The sequence below is a fragment of the Hydrogenophaga sp. genome (genome assembly GCF_041633695.1).
In the GTDB taxonomy this organism is placed as follows: Bacteria; Pseudomonadota; Gammaproteobacteria; order Burkholderiales; family Burkholderiaceae_C; genus Hydrogenophaga.
This window is the reverse complement of the sequence record NZ_JBFJMY010000034.1, coordinates 1-18,744: the sequence shown is the minus strand read 5'-3', so window position 1 is coordinate 18,744 and position 18,744 is coordinate 1. Positions and strand designations below refer to the sequence as shown.

Annotated in this window: 18 protein-coding genes and 1 pseudogene; 8 read left to right on the top strand and 11 right to left on the bottom strand. The window is 65.1% G+C overall.

Annotation, left to right across the window (positions count from 1 at the left end):
* Positions 1-304, top strand: a pseudogene (locus tag ABYB95_RS03740) (hypothetical protein); the annotation flags it as partial.
* A gap of 269 nt (positions 305-573) precedes the next feature.
* On the opposite strand, the gene ABYB95_RS03735 reads toward ABYB95_RS03740, so the two are convergent.
* Positions 574-1,482, bottom strand: a complete 909-nt coding sequence (locus ABYB95_RS03735; protein ID WP_372657102.1) for a substrate-binding periplasmic protein — start codon at positions 1,480-1,482, stop codon at positions 574-576.
* A gap of 72 nt (positions 1,483-1,554) precedes the next feature.
* Positions 1,555-2,049: a cytochrome c-550 PedF gene (pedF, locus tag ABYB95_RS03730; RefSeq protein WP_372657101.1), complete on the bottom strand. Its 495-nt coding sequence runs from the start codon at positions 2,047-2,049 to the stop codon at positions 1,555-1,557.
* 562 nt (positions 2,050-2,611) lie between these two features.
* Here pedF and ABYB95_RS03725 point away from each other — a divergent pair.
* Positions 2,612-4,654 (top strand): sigma-54-dependent Fis family transcriptional regulator, encoded by a 2,043-nt coding sequence (locus tag ABYB95_RS03725; protein ID WP_372657100.1) that lies wholly within the window; start codon positions 2,612-2,614, stop codon positions 4,652-4,654.
* On the opposite strand, the gene ABYB95_RS03720 is transcribed toward ABYB95_RS03725, so the two are convergent.
* Positions 4,631-5,683 carry an MBL fold metallo-hydrolase gene (locus tag ABYB95_RS03720; protein WP_372657099.1) on the bottom strand — a complete coding sequence of 351 codons (1,053 nt, stop codon included), beginning with the start codon at positions 5,681-5,683 and terminating at the stop codon, positions 4,631-4,633. The genes ABYB95_RS03725 and ABYB95_RS03720 overlap by 24 nt on opposite strands.
* Positions 5,683-6,738, bottom strand: a complete 1,056-nt coding sequence (locus tag ABYB95_RS03715) for an alpha/beta fold hydrolase (protein WP_372657098.1) — start codon at positions 6,736-6,738, stop codon at positions 5,683-5,685. Before ABYB95_RS03715 ends, ABYB95_RS03720 begins: the two co-directional genes overlap by 1 nt.
* A gap of 142 nt (positions 6,739-6,880) precedes the next feature.
* Here ABYB95_RS03715 and pqqA point away from each other — a divergent pair, with 142 nt between their 5' ends.
* From pqqA to ABYB95_RS03685, 6 genes are all read left to right on the top strand, one after another.
* A complete protein-coding gene (gene pqqA / locus ABYB95_RS03710; RefSeq protein ID WP_068167214.1) occupies positions 6,881-6,955 on the top strand; it encodes a pyrroloquinoline quinone precursor peptide PqqA in 75 nt (24 codons plus the stop codon).
* Positions 6,956-7,043: 88 nt separating this feature from the next.
* Complete coding sequence (gene pqqB / locus ABYB95_RS03705) at positions 7,044-7,961, top strand: pyrroloquinoline quinone biosynthesis protein PqqB (RefSeq protein ID WP_372657097.1); 918 nt, start codon at positions 7,044-7,046, stop codon at positions 7,959-7,961.
* Between the two features lie 15 nt (positions 7,962-7,976).
* Complete coding sequence (gene pqqC, locus ABYB95_RS03700) at positions 7,977-8,711, top strand: pyrroloquinoline-quinone synthase PqqC (protein ID WP_372657096.1); 735 nt, start codon at positions 7,977-7,979, stop codon at positions 8,709-8,711.
* Between the two features lie 139 nt (positions 8,712-8,850).
* Positions 8,851-9,123 carry a pyrroloquinoline quinone biosynthesis peptide chaperone PqqD gene (gene pqqD / locus ABYB95_RS03695; protein WP_372657095.1) on the top strand — a complete coding sequence of 91 codons (273 nt, stop codon included), beginning with the start codon at positions 8,851-8,853 and terminating at the stop codon, positions 9,121-9,123.
* Positions 9,124-9,240: 117 nt separating this feature from the next.
* Entirely contained in the window at positions 9,241-10,374 is a 1,134-nt protein-coding gene (pqqE, locus tag ABYB95_RS03690; protein ID WP_372657094.1) for a pyrroloquinoline quinone biosynthesis protein PqqE, read from the top strand.
* A gap of 487 nt (positions 10,375-10,861) precedes the next feature.
* Complete coding sequence (locus ABYB95_RS03685; RefSeq protein ID WP_372657093.1) at positions 10,862-11,551, top strand: PEP-CTERM sorting domain-containing protein; 690 nt, start codon at positions 10,862-10,864, stop codon at positions 11,549-11,551.
* Positions 11,552-11,743: 192 nt separating this feature from the next.
* On the opposite strand, the gene ABYB95_RS03680 is transcribed toward ABYB95_RS03685, so the two are convergent.
* From ABYB95_RS03680 to ABYB95_RS03650, 7 genes are all read right to left on the bottom strand, one after another.
* Positions 11,744-12,070, bottom strand: coding sequence for a c-type cytochrome (locus ABYB95_RS03680; RefSeq protein ID WP_372657092.1), 327 nt, complete (start codon positions 12,068-12,070; stop codon positions 11,744-11,746).
* A gap of 152 nt (positions 12,071-12,222) precedes the next feature.
* The gene (locus ABYB95_RS03675; RefSeq protein WP_372657104.1) at positions 12,223-13,911 is read right to left on the bottom strand and encodes a PQQ-dependent methanol/ethanol family dehydrogenase; all 1,689 of its coding nucleotides are present in this window, start codon (positions 13,909-13,911) and stop codon (positions 12,223-12,225) included.
* A 324-nt stretch (positions 13,912-14,235) separates the two neighbouring features.
* Positions 14,236-15,126: a quinoprotein relay system zinc metallohydrolase 1 gene (locus ABYB95_RS03670; RefSeq protein WP_372657103.1), complete on the bottom strand. Its 891-nt coding sequence runs from the start codon at positions 15,124-15,126 to the stop codon at positions 14,236-14,238.
* Positions 15,127-15,233: 107 nt separating this feature from the next.
* Positions 15,234-16,052 carry a quinoprotein dehydrogenase-associated SoxYZ-like carrier gene (locus ABYB95_RS03665; protein WP_372657091.1) on the bottom strand — a complete coding sequence of 273 codons (819 nt, stop codon included), beginning with the start codon at positions 16,050-16,052 and terminating at the stop codon, positions 15,234-15,236.
* Between the two features lie 38 nt (positions 16,053-16,090).
* On the bottom strand, positions 16,091-16,921 hold the full coding sequence (locus tag ABYB95_RS03660) for an ABC transporter permease (RefSeq protein WP_372657090.1): 831 nt from the start codon (positions 16,919-16,921) through the stop codon (positions 16,091-16,093).
* Entirely contained in the window at positions 16,903-18,138 is a 1,236-nt protein-coding gene (locus ABYB95_RS03655) for a branched-chain amino acid ABC transporter substrate-binding protein (protein ID WP_372657089.1), read from the bottom strand. Before ABYB95_RS03655 ends, ABYB95_RS03660 begins: the two co-directional genes overlap by 19 nt.
* The coding region (locus ABYB95_RS03650; protein WP_372657088.1) for a beta-propeller fold lactonase family protein at positions 18,138-18,744 on the bottom strand (607 nt) is incomplete at its 5' end. The genes ABYB95_RS03650 and ABYB95_RS03655, both read right to left, overlap by 1 nt.

Below are 18,744 nucleotides of genomic sequence, written 5' to 3'. Positions count from 1 at the left end.
GCTCCATCTGTCCGTGAAACCGCAGTTGCCATGGCTGATCATCGACGACCCCGTACAAAGCATGGACGAGGTTCACATCTCGCAGTTCGCTGCACTGTTGCGAACACTGTCAAAGCAGCATGGCCGTCAAGTCATCATCGCCGTGCACGAGAAGCCGCTCTTCGACTACCTGCGCTTGGAACTCAGCCCCGCCTTCGAGGGTGACCGATTGATCACGGTAGAGCTAGGGCGCGCGCCCAATGGCGAGACGGAGGCGAATACTGAGGTCAAAGACTGGAAGCAGGATCTGGCGATTGCAGCGTAGACGTTTGTTCTCGCGCTAGGAGAGCCCTTAGCCGAGAACGTCCAAGTTGCTGGGACGAGGTCTTCACCTAGGATGCGCCCGTCTCAGCTTAATCGTAGAACGACCGGTCTCAGACAGTTTTGGGAAGGGCCGCTCATGGCCGCGAGTGTGAGCAAGAGGCGGCGCCAGGCAGCTGACTTTCGACATGGGCGCTTCCCACGCGCCATATGCACACCCGTCGCCGCCGAACCCCAGTCAACATGGCCACGCCTTGAAGCGCCGCGCACGCCTCAGGGTGCTGTCAGCGTGAGGCCGTTCTGCTGGAACAGCGCCAGCATCTCGCCGCTGCTGCGCAGATGCTGCATGGCACTCTCCAGCGCCATGCCCAGCTCTTTGTATTGGGATTTGATCGCCATGCCGACCGGCCAGCCTTTGGCCGAGCTGGCGGGCAGATCGAGCGCGGTGAGCGCCCAATGCCGCTCACCCGCTGGCAGCCGGAACAAGGCCGCTTCGGCTTGCGCGCGCAGCACATAAGCCGCGTCGGCCTGGCCCGCGAGCACCGCCTGGGCTGCGTGCAGGCCGCTGTCCAGAATGTTGATGCGTGTGCGCAGCAAGCCACCGCCGTAGCCCAGCAAGGCGCTGGCCGCACCGGCGCCCCGCTCCACGGTCAATCGGGCTTGTTGCAAGTCTTCCGGCTGGCGCACCTGGGGCAGCGTGCGGGTGTCGTGCAACAGCACCGGCACTTGTCGCATATAGGGTGCAAAAATCAGCACCTGCCTGTTTTCCTGCATCAGGTAGCGGTCCACCGGCACCTGCAACAACAGGTCGGCCGGGCCGTAGCCCAGGTAATGCCCTTTCCAGACCATGTTGCGCAAATCGTCGTTCATGTTCTCGCCGGCGTCGAAAGGCAGCAGCGCCAGCTTGAGCTGGAGCTCGCGCGCCAAGGCCTGGGCCAAGGCCACGTCCAACCCCTGCATGTCGGCCACCGGACCGTCTGAGAACGGCGCATTGTCTTTGTAGACCGCGACCTTGAGCACACCGCGTTCGCGGATGCGAGCCAGGTCGCTCAGCTCGGTTTGGGCCAGGGCATCGCCCACACCGGCCAGGCCACCCAGAGCCAGGGCCGCGACCAGTTCGCGGCGCTGCAGGCCAGGGCGGCGCTGCAGCGGTGCGGCGCTCGGGGTACGGGTCTTGTGCATGTTGTGTCTCCAGTGCGCGGGCCTGTCCGCAGGCCACACGCGGTTTTGAACGGGCGTGGGTGCCGGGCGGTCTCAAGGCGCGCGGCGCGTTTCCAGGTAGGTCCGGATGGACCAGATGGCTTCTTGTGTCAGCGTGCCTTCAAACGGGGGCATGTAGACACGGCCGTCGCGGGTGCGGCCACGCCGCACCGTGGCCAGAAAGTAGTCGTCCATTTCTTTGAAGCAGGCCTGCTTTTTCGCTTCGTCGGCCAAGCCCATGCAGTCGGCATCGAGCTTGCGCAGATCGGGTGACATGCCACCCGAGATGGCTTCGAGGCCGTGGCAGCGCGCGCAATTCTGGTTGTAGGCCGAGGTGCCGATGCGCAAGGCTTCGGGCTGGGCCTCACCGGCGCTGAACGGATTGCTGTCGCGCCATTTTTCGCCCAGTTGCGGCAAGGTGTGTGTGTCCACCGACTGCGGCGTCACGTCACCATGCGCCATGACCGAAACCGCCACCAAGCTGCTGGCGGCGATGAGTGCGGCGGCCACGCCCTGCTGGACTCGGCTAGATGAAGAAAGAAATTTCATGGGGTCGTCTCCTGGTTCCAACGGTAGGTGGTTGTTGAAGACTGTTCAGCAATATGCAGGCCACCAACACGCACCCCCAGCGGTTCACGCAGGCCACGCGACCTGCCGCCACACGTTGAGCGCCCCAAGTGTTCCAAACAGGACCAATTGCTCCATTGCGGAACAGACGGAGAGGAACACCCGAGCAGGAGGTGGCCGCTGCCGAACGGGCCCTGCGGCACAGCGCGAGACCGGAGCACGGGCAAATATCTCCCCCGCCAACACACCGCTCGCCACACCGCTTGCTATAGGGCGGAAGTCCACTGCGTCCAGCCGTGTGGCTGGCTCGCACCGCACGGCGCTGGCTTGGCCTGCACCGCCTCTTCGCCCGGCACGGTGCGACTTTTGCGTACACCTTTGTTGCATCGGGAAACCGAGTGTTGAACTGTGGCGCATATATGAAGAGAATTGCATGAGCGACAACATCGATAAACCCGAGGATTTCCCAAAGCCGCCGAAACCCGTCGACCGCGAATGGACGATGGATTTTTGGTCTGGCGTGCCTCCGGACCTAGGAGACAACATGAATGCCGCACCGTTTTCCCACACCGGCATCCGCCGTGTCGATGCCACGCAACTGGGCGCCGAGCAGCCCGACCTGATCGACCAAGCCCATCAACGCTCGCACGCTTTTGGTCTGGCTTGTGGCGACGATCCCGATTTTTCCAGCCCATCGCGCGGTGTTCTGACCGACGCGCTGGAAGAAAACCGTTTCCTGTTCCAGCACGCGGCACCGGTCATGGAAACGCTCTACGACCAGATCGTCAACACCCACAGCATGGTGTTGCTGACCTCGTCCAAAGGCATGGTGCTGCACTCCTTGGGCGACAACGACTTTCTGGAAAAAGCCTCGCGCGTGGCGCTAACGCCCGGCATGGACTGGTCGGAGCAGAACAAGGGCACGAACGCCATCGGCACGGCCCTGACGGAAGAAGAAGCGCTGACGGTCAACGGTGGCCAGCACTACATGAACGCCAACAAGTTTCTGACCTGTTCGTGCTCGCCCATCTTCGACCCCTACGGCCAGGTGATCGGCGCGCTGGACGTGACCGGCGACCACCGCAGCTTCCACCAGCACACCCTGGCACTGGTACGCATGTCGGCCCAGATGATCGAGAACCACATGTTCGCCGACATCTTTCCCAAGGCGGTGCGCATCCATTTCCACACCCGTTCCGAATTTCTGGGCACCCTGGTCGAAGGCATCGTCGTGTTTTCGCCCGAGGGCCGTTTCATGTCGGCCAACCGCAGCGCCCAGTTCCAGATCGGCCTGTCGTTCAGCGCACTCAAGGCGCACACGTTTTCGTCTCTCTTCGGCATGCCGATCTCCAGCCTGTTCGAGCTGTTCAGCGGCACACCGCCCAACCCCAAGCAACTGTGCTTGCACAACGGCGTTTCGGTCTGGTGCCGGGTGCGGGTGAAACTGTCCAGCCCTTGGGCTTCCGGCAAGTCCATGGCCACCCTGTCCCACACGCCGGCGTCTGCACCGGGCACCGCGCCGATCGTCGTGTCCGACAGCCCGGCGTTGACACCTGCACGCAAGATCCAGCTCTCCACCTTGCACTACCTCGATACCGGCGACCCTCAGATTTCTGCGGTGATTGAGAAACTGCGCCTGGTGCGCGGGCGCGACATCCCGGTCATGATCCTGGGCGAGACCGGCACCGGCAAAGACCTGCTGGCGCAAGCATTCCACGCCGACTCGGCGCGTTGCAACCAACCCTTTGTGTCGGTCAACTGCGCATCCATTCCCGAAACACTGATCGAGTCCGAGCTGTTCGGCTACGAGGAAGGCGCCTTCACCGGTGCGCGCAAAAAAGGTTCAACCGGCAAGATCCTCCAGGCCAATGGCGGCACGCTGTTCCTCGATGAAATCGGCGACATGCCCCGCCATTTGCAAGCCCGCTTGCTGCGTGTCTTGCAAGAGCGCAAGGTCAGCCCGCTGGGAGCCGGCAAGGAGGTGGACGCGGACGTGACGGTGATCTGCGCCACGCACAAAAACCTCAAAGACATGATTGCCCAGGGCGACTTCCGCGAAGACCTCTACTACCGCCTCAACGGTCTGGTGGTGCGGCTGCCGGCCTTGCGCGAGCGCACCGACTTCAAACTGGTGGTGCAAAAAATCCTGCACTCGCTGTGCGAGAACGGGGCCGAGATCCCGATTTCGGACGAGGTGATGCAATTGTTCCGCCGCTACCACTGGCCGGGCAACTTCCGCCAGTTGCACAACCTCTTGCGCACCGCCGTGGTCATGGTGGGCTGTCGCGGTGCGATCGAACGCAAGCACCTGCCCGACGACTTCCTGGAAGAAGTCGCGCTGATGGATCAGACCCCCCGCGCACCGGCGCCTGCCGGAGCCAGTCCCACCGGCGTGCCCGCCACAGCCATGGCGCCGCCGGACCTCGGCCAGGACGGCGGGCGCCTGCAAGACGTGGCGCTCACCGCCATGGCGCAGATGCTGCGCCAGCACCGGGGCAATGTGTCGGCGGCGGCCAAGGCGCTGGGCGTCTCCCGCAACACGATTTACCGCAAAAAAGAGTTGTTACCGCCGGACGTCTGGAGCTGAACCGCCCGGCGGTGCTGCCGCGCCGAACCAAAGCGGCTCCAGTTCGCGCCAGGCGCGCTGCGTGTTGAAGCTTTGGCGCTCGGCGTAGCCCGCCCACAGCGCGTATTCGGGCATCTGCACCGCCTCGTCTTCCTGCGCGAAACGGCCCGCGTCCATGGCCTGCCACACCCGCTGGCGCAAGCGCGCAAGGTAGGTGCGCGTGGCTTGCATTGCCGCTGGCGGGTGTTCGGCGTCGGGCGCGAACGACACGGCGTGGTGGATCAACACCTGTGGCCGCAGGCGCTCCAGGTGGTCCAGGGCGCGCAACCAGCCGTCCAGACTGCCTTGCGCCAGTTCCGGCAGGCGTTGCTCGTAGACCAGACCGCCCGCCCACAACACGCGCCCACGCGCCAGCCACAGCAACAGATCGCTCTCGGTGTGGCCTTGCTCCAGCGCCAACACCTCGATCGCCAGCGCACCCACGCGCAGCACGTCGCCCGTCGCCAGGCCGCGATTGGGCAGCACGGTGTGGGTGCCGTGCATGACCGGCTCACCCAGGCGCTGCACCAGACTCGCCAGGCAGACCGGGCAGCGTTCGCGCATGGCCATCAGCGTGCCGGTGCTCGCCACGATGTCCAGCGTGCCGGTTGCCTGCAGGTCGGCAAATGCCGAGTTGCCCAACACGTTTTCCGCATGGGCATGGCTGTTCACCACCCAGCGCACCCGCGCGCCAAAGCGGCACAGCAGCGACTGCCGCACACGCCAGCCGTGCGCGTGGCTGGGGCCGGGGTCGACCACCAGCGCCTCGCCGCCATCGACCACCACGCTGGTGGTCGCCACATGGCCCTGGTTGCCCGGATCGATGTCGCCCGGAGCTTCGGGTGGCCAGGCCCATACGCCGGGCACCACGGCCTGCCAGGGAATGGGTGGGTGTGCGGCGCAGTCTGCTGGCCGCGCCTGCAGCGCGCCCGCCCAGGCCAACGCCCAGCCGCACAGACCCATGCGCCACCACCAGGGCGGCGTGCGCGTGGTGCTCAGCGGGCGCGGCATCAGAACCCGGGGCGGCGCACCAGCCGGGTCAGGGTCGCCAACATCTGGGGTTCGTGCCCCAGATGACCGGCGAGCGGCCAATGGCCCCGCGCCAGACCGGGCGCCTGCGCCTGACCCAGCGCGAGCCAGCGCACGCAGTTGGCCATGGGGCAGACGGCATCGAAACGGCCATGCACCCAGTCCACCGCCACGCCGTGGCGGGCCAGCGCGATCACCGCCTGCTCCAGTGCGCCGGGTCGCAGTTGCGCGTGGCGCCGCAGGTAGTGGATCTGGATGCGGAATTTCTGCAGCGCGCTGCGGTCGCCAGCCAGACGCCCAGGATGTGCCTGGCGCGCCGCGCCACGGCGCAAAGCGCGCTGCATGCCGGCCCAACTGGCGCGCATGGCCGCCACCGTCGCGGGCGGCGAAACGCTGGCTGCATGGCGCAAACCACGGCGCATGCCGTGTGCCGCCGCCGCCCGCTCCAGGTGGTTCCAGTGGCGCAGCGCGCGCCGTGCTGCAACACCGGGTGTACCAGTTCGGAACAGTTGTTCCAGTCTGGCCAACGCTGTGGGTCCCGCCGCGCGCGGCACGATCGGCCAGACCGCTGGCGCGCGAGGACTGCCCCGGTGCCAGCGCCACGATTGCAGCAGGCCACCCACTTCTCGCCAGCGCAGGGCAAACGCACCGCGCAAAACCAGGCGCTCCACACGCTGCGGAAAACGGCTGGCATAGGCCAATGCGAGCACCGTGCCCCACGAACCCGCCTGCACGCTCCAACGCTCCAAACCCAGGTGTTTCCTCAGGATTTCAAGGTCGCACACCAGTGCAGACAAGCTGTTGGTGGTGGGTCTCCCGCGCGGGCGCGAAGCGCCGCTGCCGCGTTGATCGGGCACGATCACGCGCTGGCGTTTCAAATCGAAAGGACGCAGCAAACCCGGGTTTCCACCGCCACCAGGCCCCCCATGCAACACCACCCAGGCCGGTCCATCCACCGGTCCGCGCAAACGGTAGGCCATGCGGTTCTGACGCGGCAGCGCCAAGACCTCAGGGTTTTCCCAGGGCGGGTTTGACACAGGTTTATCACCCGCAGAACGTGCGTTAACTTGAAGCTGTTTCATGGCACCGATATTGCATGGAACAAGGTGCAACCGGGTGGAGCAGCCATGCAATCCGTTTGCAGACACTTTTTATGCCAACCCCAATAGGAGAGACAAGATGCAATGGACGACCCCCGCTTTCACCGATCTGCGTTTCGGTTTTGAAATCACGATGTACATCGCGAACCGCTGATCTCAGCGAACAGCTTGGGAGCGCACCGTTGAAAACGGTTGCGCTTTTTTTTGCCATCCTTTCCCCCTTTTCATAAGCGACTGTGTCCATGCGTATACGGGTTCTGGGTTCTTCGGCGGGCGGCGGTTTTCCGCAGTGGAATTGCAATTGTCCCAACTGCGATGGCGTGCGCAGGCAGTTGATTCCTGCCCGGCCCCGCACCCAGTCGTCGATCGCGGTCACGGCCAACGGCGAAGACTGGCTGCTCGTCAACGCCTCGCCCGACATCCTCACACAGATCCGCGACAACCCCGACCTGCAACCGGCGCGGGCCATCCGCGACAGCGGCATCGCCGCCGTGCTGCTGATGGACGCGCAGATCGACCACGTCACCGGCCTGCTCATGCTGCGCGAGCGCTCGACCCCGCTGCCGCTGCTGGCCACACCCGAGGTGTTGAGCGACATCGGCGCGGGCTTTCCGATCACCCAGATCCTCTCGCACTATTGCGGCGTGAGCACCACCACCTTGCCCATCGACGGCAGCCACGTGGAAGTGCCCGGCCTGCCCGGCGTACACGTCGAACCGGTGTCGCTGTCGTCCAAACCGCCGCCGTATTCGCCCTTTCGCGGCAATCCGCGCGCGGGCGACAACATCGGCCTGGGCTTGGTCAATCCGGCCACCGGCGCCCGGGTGTTCTATGCGCCCGGCCTGGGTGAAGTCTCTGAGGCGGTGATGGAACGCATGCGGGCCTGCTCGGTGGTGCTGGTGGACGGCACCTTCTGGAGCGAAGACGAGATGCTGCACCTGGGCTTGTCCGCCAAGCGCGCGGCCGACATGGGCCACCTGCCCCAGAGCGGCCCGCACGGCATGATCGCGCAGCTCGACAAGCTGCCAGCCTCGACCCGGAAAATCCTCATCCACATCAACAACAGCAATCCCATCCTGGTGGAAGACTCGCCCCAGCGCATGGTGTTGAAACGGCACGGCATCGAAGTCGCCTTCGACGGCATGGACATCGTTTTCTGAAGCCGGGAGCACGCCATGGAAATCGCACAGACCCCTCTTGCCACACCCCACGAAGCGGCCTGGAGCCCCAGCGCCTTCGAAGCCCAGCTGCGCGCCAAGGGGCGGGCGTACCACATCCACCACCCGTTCAACGTGCGCATGAACGCGGGCGGCTGCACGCCCGATGAAATCCGCTGCTGGGTGGCCAACCGCTTTTATTACCAGGTCTGCATTCCGCGCAAGGACGCTGCCATCCTGGCCAACATGCCCGATCGAGCGCACCGCCGCTTGTGGATCGAGCGCATTCTGGACCACGACGGCCATGGCGACTTCCAGGGTGCTGCGGGTGGTGGCCTAGAAGCCTGGACCCGGCTCGGCGAAGCCGTGGGCATCCCGCGCGAAGACCTGTGGTCGCTGCAAGCTGTGGCTCCCGCCGTGCGCTTTGCCTGCGACGCCTATGTGCGCTTTGCCGCCCAGGCGCCCTGGCAGGAAGCGGTCTGCTCATCGCTGACCGAAATGTTCGCGCCGCAAATCCACAAGGACCGGCTCGCCACCTGGCCGCAGCACTACCCCTGGATAGAAGCCTCGGGCCTGGCCTATTTTCGCAACCGCATCCCGTTGGCCGGACGCGATGTGGAACACGGCTTGCAGGTCACGCTGGAGCACTTCACCACCCGCGTGGCCCAGCAACGCGCGCTGGATATTCTGCAGTTCAAGCTCGACGTGCTCTGGACCATGTTGGATGCGATCGAAAAGGCAAGTCAACAGTGAACACCCCCTGCGCCGCTCCGCGTCTCCCCCCTGCGGGGGACCACACCTGTGGCCCGGCACAGCCGGGTCCACGGTGTGTACGGGGCGGCGGGCGCCACTCGCCGGGTGAGCGGTAGCGCAGAACACCACGGACCATGCAATGAACGGATCAACTGCTTTGCCTTTGCAACCCAAACTCTCGCGCCGCTTCCGCCTTCAGTTTGAAGAGGCGCAAAAGCGCTGGGTCTTGCTGTATCCGGAAGGCATGGTGCAGCTCAACGACAGCGCGGCCGAAATTCTGAAACGTTGCGATGGCCAGCGCAGTCTGGGTGAGATCGTCGCCGACCTGGAAGCGGTGTTCCAGGTTCAAGACCTGGCGCCACAAGTGAACGCACTGCTCGAAGAAGGACAACGCCGTGGCTGGGTGGAATAGGCCCACCGCTGCCGCGCTGCGCGCGCCTCCCTCAAGGGGGCGCCGCTGGCGTACCGGCAAAGCCGGATCTGCGGCGGTCTTGCCTGAACCCTCGACACACTTTCCGAAGAACCCCGCATGAACGCTGTGCCCATACCCGCCGGGCCACCGCTGTGGCTGCTGGCCGAGCTCACCTACCGCTGCCCGCTGCACTGCGTGTTTTGCTACAACCCCACCAACTACAACCGCATACAAAACGAACTGAGCACCGCGCAGTGGGTCGATGTCATGCGCCAGGCGCGTGCCCTGGGTGCGGCCCAACTGGGCTTCTCAGGCGGTGAACCTCTGCTGCGCGACGATCTGGTGGAACTGGTGCAAGAGGCGCACCGGCTGGGCTTCTACACCAACCTCATCACCTCGGGCGTGGGTCTGAATCCGGCTCGCGCACAAGCGCTGAAAGACGCCGGACTGGACCACGTACAGCTCTCGTTCCAGGACTCCACCCAGGAGATGAACGATTTCCTGAGCCACACCAAAACCTTCGAACTCAAGCAACGCGTGGCGCGGCTGATCAAGGAGCACGACTGGCCCATGGTGCTCAACTGCGTGCTGCACCGGCACAACCTGCCGCACGTGGGAAAAATCATCGAAATGGCGGTGGCGCTCGAAGCCGAGTACCTGGAACTGGCCAACACCCAGTACTACGGCTGGGCCTGGCTGAACCGCGATCACCTCATGCCCACGCACGAAGAACTGCGCGAAGCCGAAGCCGTGGTGAACCGCTTCCGCGCGGAACAAGAACACCAGACCGGCCCCAAATGCCGCGTGCTCTTTGTGGTGCCCGACTACTTTGAAGAACGGCCCAAGGCCTGCATGAACGGCTGGGGTTCGGTCTTCCTCTCGATCGCGCCCGATGGCCTGGCCATGCCCTGCCACAACGCCCGCAACCTGCCAGGCCTGCAACTGCCCAATGTGAAAGACACGCCGATGGCCGAGATCTGGCAACGCAGCCACGCCTTCAACGCCTACCGGGGTGATGCCTGGATGAAGCCCCCCTGCAGCAGCTGCGACGAACGCCACAAAGACTTTGGTGGCTGCCGCTGCCAGGCTTTCATGATCACCGGCGACGCCACGCAGGCCGACCCGGTTTGCAGCAAATCGCCGCACCACGAAAAGGTGGTTCAGTTGGTCAAACAAGCGCCGTCTGGCCGCCACATTCCCATCGTGTTCCGCAGCGACGCCGAATCGCGCGCCCAACACCCACAAGCTTGACCATGGCGGCACCCTCGCCCACTCTGGCGCAGCCGCCATCGGGGCAGCAACAGCGCATGTTGGGTGCAGCCCCAGTGCGCCACCTGCCCGGTGCGCGCAAGCATCTGCGGAGCCCGCGCAACACCGCAGGCCATGGCACGTCACGGGTACTGTCGGTTTCTTTAACGGTCGCTCAGCCGCACGGCTGAGCGCGCCACGCCCGGCAAGGCACTGGCTCCACCGTGCGTGGGCCGCCGCTCGCGCGACGCCACAGGCCATTGGCCAGTCCAGCCTTGTCGAACTTTTTGACAACTTACCTACTACGAAAATCAACCATTGGCCTGCCAACCATATAAACAATTGATTTAAATAGGTATTTTTTCACGGAATGGAGCTGGCCCGAAATATGCTGACCATGCAACGCTGGCCACACCTTTCGCGCTGCATCTGGAACGAAAGCCAAGTCAGACATTCGACTTTCATTCACAGAATTTCAAGGAGAAGACTCATGAAAAAGACCCTGTTGGCGACGGCCTTGGCCGCCTCGTCGCTTTTCTTGGCAGGCCAAGCCAGCGCGGCGCCGGTCACCTATCTTGCGGCTGACAACAACGTGTCCTCGCTCGGGGACATGGTCAATTCGAGTGCTGCTGCAGCAAGTTTTCTGTCCGTCGCTGGCAGCCTCAACGTGTTCGATTTTGAGTCGGCTGTGCCGTCCAACCTCACCATCACCGGCGGGTCCACCACCAACAATTCGGGATGCGGCGCCTTGTGCGGCTTCAACACCTCGGCGGGTGGGTCCTTCTTTCGATTGGTATATGGCGGCTCGGTGACCTTCAGCTTCGCCGAAGCGGTGGATGCTTTCGGTTTCTATGTCAACGGCCTGCAGACCGACATAGTTCCGCAGCAGACCATCAAGTACGTGGACGGCTCTTCGGTCACGCAGACGATCAACATGCCATCGGCAACCGGTGGTGGCGGCGCGTTCATCGGCTTCGTGGATTTTGGTCAGCTGATCTCCAGCGTGACCTTCAATGCCACGAACGACATTCTGGGTTTCGACGACTTGCGCTTTGGTCGCTCGGCAACCGACCCCAACAATCCATCGAACGGCGTACCCGAGCCAGCCAGCCTGGCCTTGCTGGGCCTGGGCCTCGTGGGTCTGGCCGCTGCGCGCCGGCGCAAAGCCAGCCACAGCTGAGCGGGCACGCAGATCACCGGTGGCCTGCGCCGCCGGTGCGTGTTTGCGATCTCACGAAAAAACGGCGACCTTCGGGTCGCCGTTTCTGTTTGCTGCCGGGCATGGCACCAACCAGCCGCTACACACCGGGTCTGGCCTCGGCATGATCGTGCGGGTGTAGAGCAGCACCCACGGTGACGATGCGCCCCAGTCTCACGGCTTGACGGTCAACACCCAGTTGGCGAGCGTTTTCAGGTCGGCGTCGCTCATGCTGGCGTGCGCGGGCATGGGGATGCGGCCCCACTTGCCTTTGGAGCCGTACTTGATGGATTGCACCAGCGAGGCTGCCGCGTCCTTGTCGCCTGCGTACTTTTCGGCCACGGCGCTGTAGGCCGGGCCCACCACTTTTTCGGCGTTGGCGTGGCAGGAATAGCAGCCGTTGGCTTTGGCCAGATCGACCGCCGCGTCCACCGTCTGCGCGAACGCGCTGGCGGCAAACAGACCACAGAGCGAGACAAAAAGAATGGGAAGAGAGGGCATGGCAGAACCACTTGAATAGAGAAAAGAAAAAAATGGCGCTGCTACCGGTCTGCCCCTGGTGCCCCAAGGGACGCTCGAACAGACACGCAAGCCGGCAGCGCCTGGCACACACAGGCCGACCCCACGAACAGGGTCGGCCCAGAGGCGGCGCCTTACTTCATGAGCTTGAAGGTCCAGACCGAGCCGCCCTGCTCCAGCAGGTTGACTTTCTTGGCCACTTCACCGCCCCACAGCGGCACAGCACCGCCCCAGCCGGAAACCACGCTCACGTACTGCTCGCCACCTTCGCTCCAGGTGATGGGCGGCGCCACCACGCCGGAGCCGGTCTGGAACTGCCACACGACCTTGCCGGTCTTGGCGTCGGCCGCCTTGAGAAAGCCTTCTGGCGTACCCCAGAAAACCAGGTCGCCGGCGGTCATCACGCCACCCCAGAGCGGCGCGGTGTTCTTCACTTCCCACTCGACCTTGCCGGTCTTGGGGTTGATGGCGCGCAGCGAGCCGATGTGGTCGTCAAACAGCGGCCGGATGGTGAAACCCGCGCCCAGGTAGGCCGCACCTTTTTTGTAGGTGATGGGCTCGTTCCAGATCTCCATACCCCATTCGTTGGTGGGCACGTAGAACAGGCCGGTCTTGGGGCTGTAAGCCATGGGCATCTGGTTCTTGCCACCCAGGAAACCGGGCGCGGAGAACACCGACTTGCCTTTGGCGCCATCGCCACCCGCAGCGGTCGGGTCGCCGGGGCGGTTGCTGTCGTCAAAGTTGGGGCGGCCGGTTTTCAGGTCGATGCCGGTGGCCCAGGTGACCTTCTTCACGAACGGAAAGGCGTTGGTCAGCTTGCCGTTGGCGGCGTCGAGCACGTAGAAGAAGCCGTTGCGGTCGGCTTTGGCGCCCATGCGTTTGCCGTCCATGTCGAAGGTGATGAACTCGTTCACACCGTCGTAGTCCCAGCCGTCGTTGGGTGTGGTCTGGTAGTGCCAGACGATCTTGCCGGTCTTCACGTCGATGGCCACGGTGGAGGCCGAGTACAGGTTGTCGCCCTTGCGCACATGGCTGTTCCAGGGGCCGGGGTTGCCGGTACCGAAATAGGCCAGGCCGGTCTTGGCGTCGTAGCTGCCACCCAGCCAGGTGGCAGCGCCACCGGTCTTCCAGGTCTCACCGGGCCAGGAGGCGTTGGTGGTACCGGTGAAGCCATTCTCTTTGCCGTCCTTGTAACCCATGTGGCCTTCGACCACGGGACGGGTCCAGACCATCTTGCCGGTCTTGGGATCGCGCGCTTCCACACGGCCGATCACACCGAACTCGCCACCCGAGACGCCGGTGAGCAACAGGCCCTCGGCGATCAGTGGGGCAGCGGTGTAGCTGTAGCCTGCGCTGTAGTCGTCGATCTTTTCGCGCCACACCACTTTGCCGGTGTCCTGGTCCAGTGCCACGAGCTGCGCGTCCAGCGTGCCGAAGATCACCAGGTTGTCGTAGAGCGCCGCTCCGCGGTTGACCACGTCACAGCAGGGCATGATGCCTTCGGGCAAACGGTGCTCGTACTTCCAGAGCTTTTGACCGGTCTTGGTGTCCACCGCGTAAATGCGCGAGTAGGACGCAGTGACGAACATCTTGCCCTTGTGCACCAGCGGCTGCGACTCCTGGCCGCGCTGCTTTTCACCGCCGAACGACATGGACCAGACCGGCACCAGCTTGCTGATGCTCTTGCTGTTGATCTGGTTCAGGTTGGAGTGGCGCTGGCCTTGGGTGCCCATGCCCCAGCTCAGAACGTCCTCGGGTGTGTTGGCGTCGTTGGCGATCATGGCGTCGGTCACCTGGGCGCCGACGTGGGCCGTTGCGGCCATGATCAAAAGGCTCAATAGAGTGCGTTTCACTGTGTTGTCTCCTGCTCGTTCGTGAGGTTGATGGCTTCGTCCGTGCGGTGGGCGCGGCCGTTGGTGAACCCTTGACCTCTTCGGCCAGCGAATTTCACAGAGTCAAAAGGGCAACATCTGTGCCAAGGCTTTTGTGTGCGCTGGTGCGGCCGCTCCGGCACTCACCACCCCTTGCGCCGAGGCAGATCAGCGGGCTGGCTGTGCCATGGCGGTGGTGCCGGACTGTTACAGTGTTCAAAAATGGGTCACAACGGAACAGCGCAGCGGAACAACGGAGACGAACAAAGAGAGCGGTCAGGGCTGGCGTGCGGCGGGCCGCTCCAAGGCGCGCCTTTCGTGCACCGGGTACCACTGGGTCAGGCTGCGCTGCCATTCGGCGGGCTGAGCCGCCCAGCTCGCAAAACGCGCGGGCACTGGCATGGCCAGCATCTCGCTCAGGTCGAGTCCGCGCTCGGCGCCCGCGCGCATCTGTGCGTCGAGCCAGCGCAGCCAGTCGCGGGTTTGTGCCAAGCCCGAGCGGTCGGCCCGCACCGGACCGTGGCTGGGCACCAGCAGCCGGCTGTCCGAGGCCTGCATCCATGCCTCCAGCGCGTCCAGGCTGGTCAACCAACGCGGCACATCGGCGTGCGGCGTGGTGGGCACGCGGCTGGCAAACACCAGGCCTCCGGCAAAGACCACGCCGGTGCTGTGGTCCATCAGCACCAGGTCGTCGTCGGTGTGGCCTTGAAACCGCCGCAGCTCCAGTGCGTGCCGACCCAGGCGCAGCGTCTGCGGCAGCACAGGCTCGCGTGCGGGCTCGGCTTCGGTGCCCTTCATCCAGTCGCCACACAGGCGGTACAGGTTGTCGGCGTAAGCGGCGCCTTCGGCCCGCATACCGGCGATGCTGCCGGCCAGGGCTTGGGTGGGGCGATCGGCCCAGGCCTGGTTGCCAAAAAAATAGTCGGGATGCAAATTGAGGTTGATCACCCGCACCACCGGTTCGCGCGTGACGCGCTCGATGGCAGCGCGCTGCTGCTCGCCATAGCGACGCGAGGGACCGGTGTTGATCACCACCACACCCTCACCGGTGGCGATGAAGCCGGTGTTGATGATGTTGCAGCCGTTGTCGCGGCTGAAGTCTGCGACCGCACCTTCGATCACCCAGGTGTTTTCGGCCACGCGCCTGGGCTGCAGTGCGTAGTCCAGTTGCGCGGCCTCGGGTGCGCTGCTGTGCGGTGCGGTGGCGAGCTGCGCCTGTGCCTGCGCAGCGCCGGCCAGTAACACCAGGCCTGCCAGCCAGTGCCGCGCGGCCTTCACGCCAGCACCTCGGCGTCGATGCGGTTGCCGTTGTTGTCGCGCCCGGTCAGGCGCAATTGTCGGGGTGCATCCGGCGGCAGTTCGAAAGTGAGCAAAGGGTTTTCCGACACCGGTTCGTGCAGATCGAGGCGCCACCACACGCCGCCACCCGCATCGGCGAGTTGCAGCTCTTCGATATAAAAGGCCGGGATACCGGCCGCCAGACCGGTGTCCATGGGATGCATGAGACGCAGGCGCAGGCGCCGACTGCCCTCGATCACGTTGTCGAAATAGCGCGACTGCACCTGGTTCAGGTGGCGGCTCCAGGAGCCGTCGGCGCGGCTCGCACCCGGCACGGTGCAACCACCACCGGCCGCCTGCACCCAGGCGCCGCCGACGTGCCACTGGCCGTCGCGTGTGAGCACCATGGCCCGCACCGGCGAGGCCTGCTCCATGCGGATGCGAAACGCCAGCATGGGCAAGGCCTGCCGCGGCTCGAAGCTGAGCACCTCGCGCACCGGATTGCGGTCCACCACCACTTGCATGCGCAGCACGCCACCACCCACACCCGACAGAGCACGCGCGTCGATCAGCAGCGGCACGTTCATCGCGTCGTCGGCAAAGGCCGGCCCTTGCACCCGCACCTGGTCACTGAACCGCATCGGCGCCTGGCCCAGGTACTGCTGCCGCAAGCCCGGCCACTGCATGGAACCCAAGGGGTCACCACCGGTGGGATCGCTCTGGATATCGCGCTGTGCGTGCAGCGGGCCAGCACCCGCCACCAGCGCCCCGGCGCCCCATTGCAAGAGGGTGCGGCGCGTGGGTGAAATGGACATGTCTGGCGCTCCTGGCAAGTGCCGTTGTGGCGCGCGCATCAGGCCGCACCGCGTTGTCGAATCCAGCCGCGTTGCGGGTCGTAGCCCCACAACGCGACGACGAAGAACACCAGTCCGCATCCCACCACCACCGCCCAGGACAGCAGATTGAACTGCCCGTACATGGCAAAGCGGATGGCCTCGACCGCGTGGCTAAAGGGGTTGTATTGCGCCAGCTCAAACAGCCACCAGGCGCCCGACTCCTCCAGCTTCCACAGCGGGTACAAAGCCGGGCTGATGAAGAACATGGGGAAGATGACGAAATTCATCGTGCCGGCAAAGTTCTCCAGCTGCTTGACGTAGACCGACAGCATCAGCCCCAACGCGGCCAGCATGGCCGCCCCCGCGACCATGGCCAGCAGCAAGCCCGGCAAATGGGCCAACGCGAACGACACGTCAAACGCGCGTGCGATCAGCAGGAACACACCCATCTGCAGCACCGACAGGCAGGTGCCGCCCAACAACTTGAAGCCCAGCAACCAGCCCCGGGGCAGCGGCGCGGTGAGCAAGAGCCGCATCACACCCATCTCCCGGTCGTAGACCAGCGAGAGCGAGCTTTGCATGCCGTTGAACAGAGCCACCATGCCCAGCAGGCCGGGCACCATGTAGACCTTGTATTCGATGTAGGTTTCGTAGGGCGGCACGATGGCCACGCCGAACACGTTGTGAAAGCCGGCGGAAAAGACGAGGAACCACAGCAGTGGCCGCACCAGGGCCGAAGCCAGGCGCGAAGGCTGGCGCAGAAAGCGCACGGTCTCGCGCCCGACCACCGCCCGCATCGCACGCGCCAGGTGCAGGCCACGGGACGGCATCACGGACGGCTGCGGCATGCGCTTTCCTTTTCGTCGACACCCAAGGTGTCCATCACCTCGGTCGGGTGCAACACGCCGTCGAGCGGCGCCAGCCCCACCACGCCGTCGCCGTGGGCCAGAAACATGGGCTGACGCAACTGCCCGTCCCAGGCGCGAAACGACAGGCTGGGTCCCTTGAAGCCGTCCAGCGAGACCGCCGAGCTGCGCAGGCGGCGCAGTTGTTGCACCAGCCCGGCCTTGGGGTCGTCGGCCAGCACGGTGGCCACCGCCTGGACAGCCGCCCATGCAGCCCAGTCCTGCGCCTGCATGGGGCGCAAGGCCAATCTGGCAAAGCGGCGCGAGAGCTGCGGCCCACCGTTGCGCTCCCATTGTGGGTGCCAGGCGCTGGCCACCAGGCCATTGGCACCCACCACCACGCGGGGCCACTGGGTGGCGTAGGGCAGAGAGCGGGCAAACTCGCCGTCGCTGTCCATCACCGCCACCACCTCGTGTTCGCGCTCACCGGTGAGCAAGCGGGTGTTGGCCAGGTCGCGTTCGCGCGGATCGCCCGATAGCTTGAAGGCGCGCTCCTGCACGATCTTCAAGCCGTAGCGGCGCGCCGATCGCTTGAAAGCCTCGGCCTGCAGGGCGTCGCCGGGCAAGGGGCCTTGCAACAGCAAGACCTTGCGCCAGGAACGTGCGGCCAGGTATTGCGCCAGCGCATCGCTGCGCATGTGCTGGCTGGGCAAGGTGTGCAGCACATGGGCCGCGCACGCCGCGCCGCGCAGACTGTCGTCGTCCAGCCCGGTGTTGAACACCATGGCAGCGCCCAAGGCGGTGGGTGCCGCCTGCACCAGTTGCTGAAATTCGGCCAGCGGTAGATCGGCCAGCAGGTGTTGCACATGGGCGGCCTTGAGCTCGGCCAACACCTTGGGCAAGGCGCGCATGTCGGGCAGCACCACGTCGCGCACCTGCAGCGACAGGCCCAGCGTCTGCAGCTCGACCTCGGCGTCGGCAGCGGCCAGGCGCGCGCCATCGATGGCCCTACCCTGCACATGGCCTGGGTAGGCGCGCTCCAGGCGTCGGCTGGCGTGGCGTGGGTCACCTGCCAGCGAGACCACGGCCACGGTCACAGGTGTCAGCGGCGTGGTGCCAGGCGCCGCCTGGGCGGCGTGCACCGACCAAGCCGGCGCCCACAGCAGCGCCACCAGGCCGGGCAAGCAGGCGGACAGCAGGCGGCGGTGAACGCTGCGCATCAGGGCTGCACCAGAACACTGTGTGGCACACGGCCCACGGGTACGGTGCGCACCGCCTTGCCGCTGGCGGTATCGACGATGCTCATGTCGTCAGACAGGCCATTGCTCACGTACAGCAGCCGGCCGTCCGGGTGCACGGCCAGGCCCCAGGCGCGCTTGCCCACCAGCACGTAGCGGCGCACGGTGCGCGTGGCCACGTCCACCTCGGCCACGTGGTTGGCCCGGCCCAGCGCCACCCACAAGGTCTTGCCATCCGGACTCAGAACCATGCCCACCGGGGTGATGTCGGCGCTTCGCATGCCTTTCACCTCGAATGCCAGGCGCTTCTGCACGCGGTGGTCGCGGGTGCCGATGACCGAGACGCTGGCGTCCAGTTCGCTGCTCACCCACAACTCCTGGCCAGCGGCGGCCAACGCAAAACGGCGCGGCCGCTTGCCCACCCGTATGTTCTGGACCACTTTGCGCTGCCCGATGTCGATCACGTGAACCAGGTTGGCCACCTCGGAGGTGACATAGGCCGTCTTGCCGTCCGGGGTCACGAGCACGCCCTCGGGCTCGCCCCCGGTCTTCACGGTGAACAGTGCCTTGTGGCTTTTGAGGTCGTAG

Coding starts and splice junctions, on each gene's coding strand:
- ABYB95_RS03735 (WP_372657102.1), bottom strand. CDS start 1,482: ATGCACAAGACCCGTACCCCGAGCGCCGCACCGCTGCAGCGCCGCCCT.
- pedF (WP_372657101.1), bottom strand. CDS start 2,049: ATGAAATTTCTTTCTTCATCTAGCCGAGTCCAGCAGGGCGTGGCCGCC.
- ABYB95_RS03725 (WP_372657100.1), top strand. CDS start 2,612: ATGAATGCCGCACCGTTTTCCCACACCGGCATCCGCCGTGTCGATGCC.
- ABYB95_RS03720 (WP_372657099.1), bottom strand. CDS start 5,683: ATGCCGCGCCCGCTGAGCACCACGCGCACGCCGCCCTGGTGGTGGCGC.
- pqqB (WP_372657097.1), top strand. CDS start 7,044: ATGCGTATACGGGTTCTGGGTTCTTCGGCGGGCGGCGGTTTTCCGCAG.
- pqqC (WP_372657096.1), top strand. CDS start 7,977: ATGGAAATCGCACAGACCCCTCTTGCCACACCCCACGAAGCGGCCTGG.
- pqqD (WP_372657095.1), top strand. CDS start 8,851: ATGAACGGATCAACTGCTTTGCCTTTGCAACCCAAACTCTCGCGCCGC.
- pqqE (WP_372657094.1), top strand. CDS start 9,241: ATGAACGCTGTGCCCATACCCGCCGGGCCACCGCTGTGGCTGCTGGCC.
- ABYB95_RS03685 (WP_372657093.1), top strand. CDS start 10,862: ATGAAAAAGACCCTGTTGGCGACGGCCTTGGCCGCCTCGTCGCTTTTC.
- ABYB95_RS03680 (WP_372657092.1), bottom strand. CDS start 12,070: ATGCCCTCTCTTCCCATTCTTTTTGTCTCGCTCTGTGGTCTGTTTGCC.
- ABYB95_RS03675 (WP_372657104.1), bottom strand. CDS start 13,911: ATGGCCGCAACGGCCCACGTCGGCGCCCAGGTGACCGACGCCATGATC.
- ABYB95_RS03665 (WP_372657091.1), bottom strand. CDS start 16,052: ATGTCCATTTCACCCACGCGCCGCACCCTCTTGCAATGGGGCGCCGGG.
- ABYB95_RS03660 (WP_372657090.1), bottom strand. CDS start 16,921: ATGCCGCAGCCGTCCGTGATGCCGTCCCGTGGCCTGCACCTGGCGCGT.
- ABYB95_RS03655 (WP_372657089.1), bottom strand. CDS start 18,138: ATGCGCAGCGTTCACCGCCGCCTGCTGTCCGCCTGCTTGCCCGGCCTG.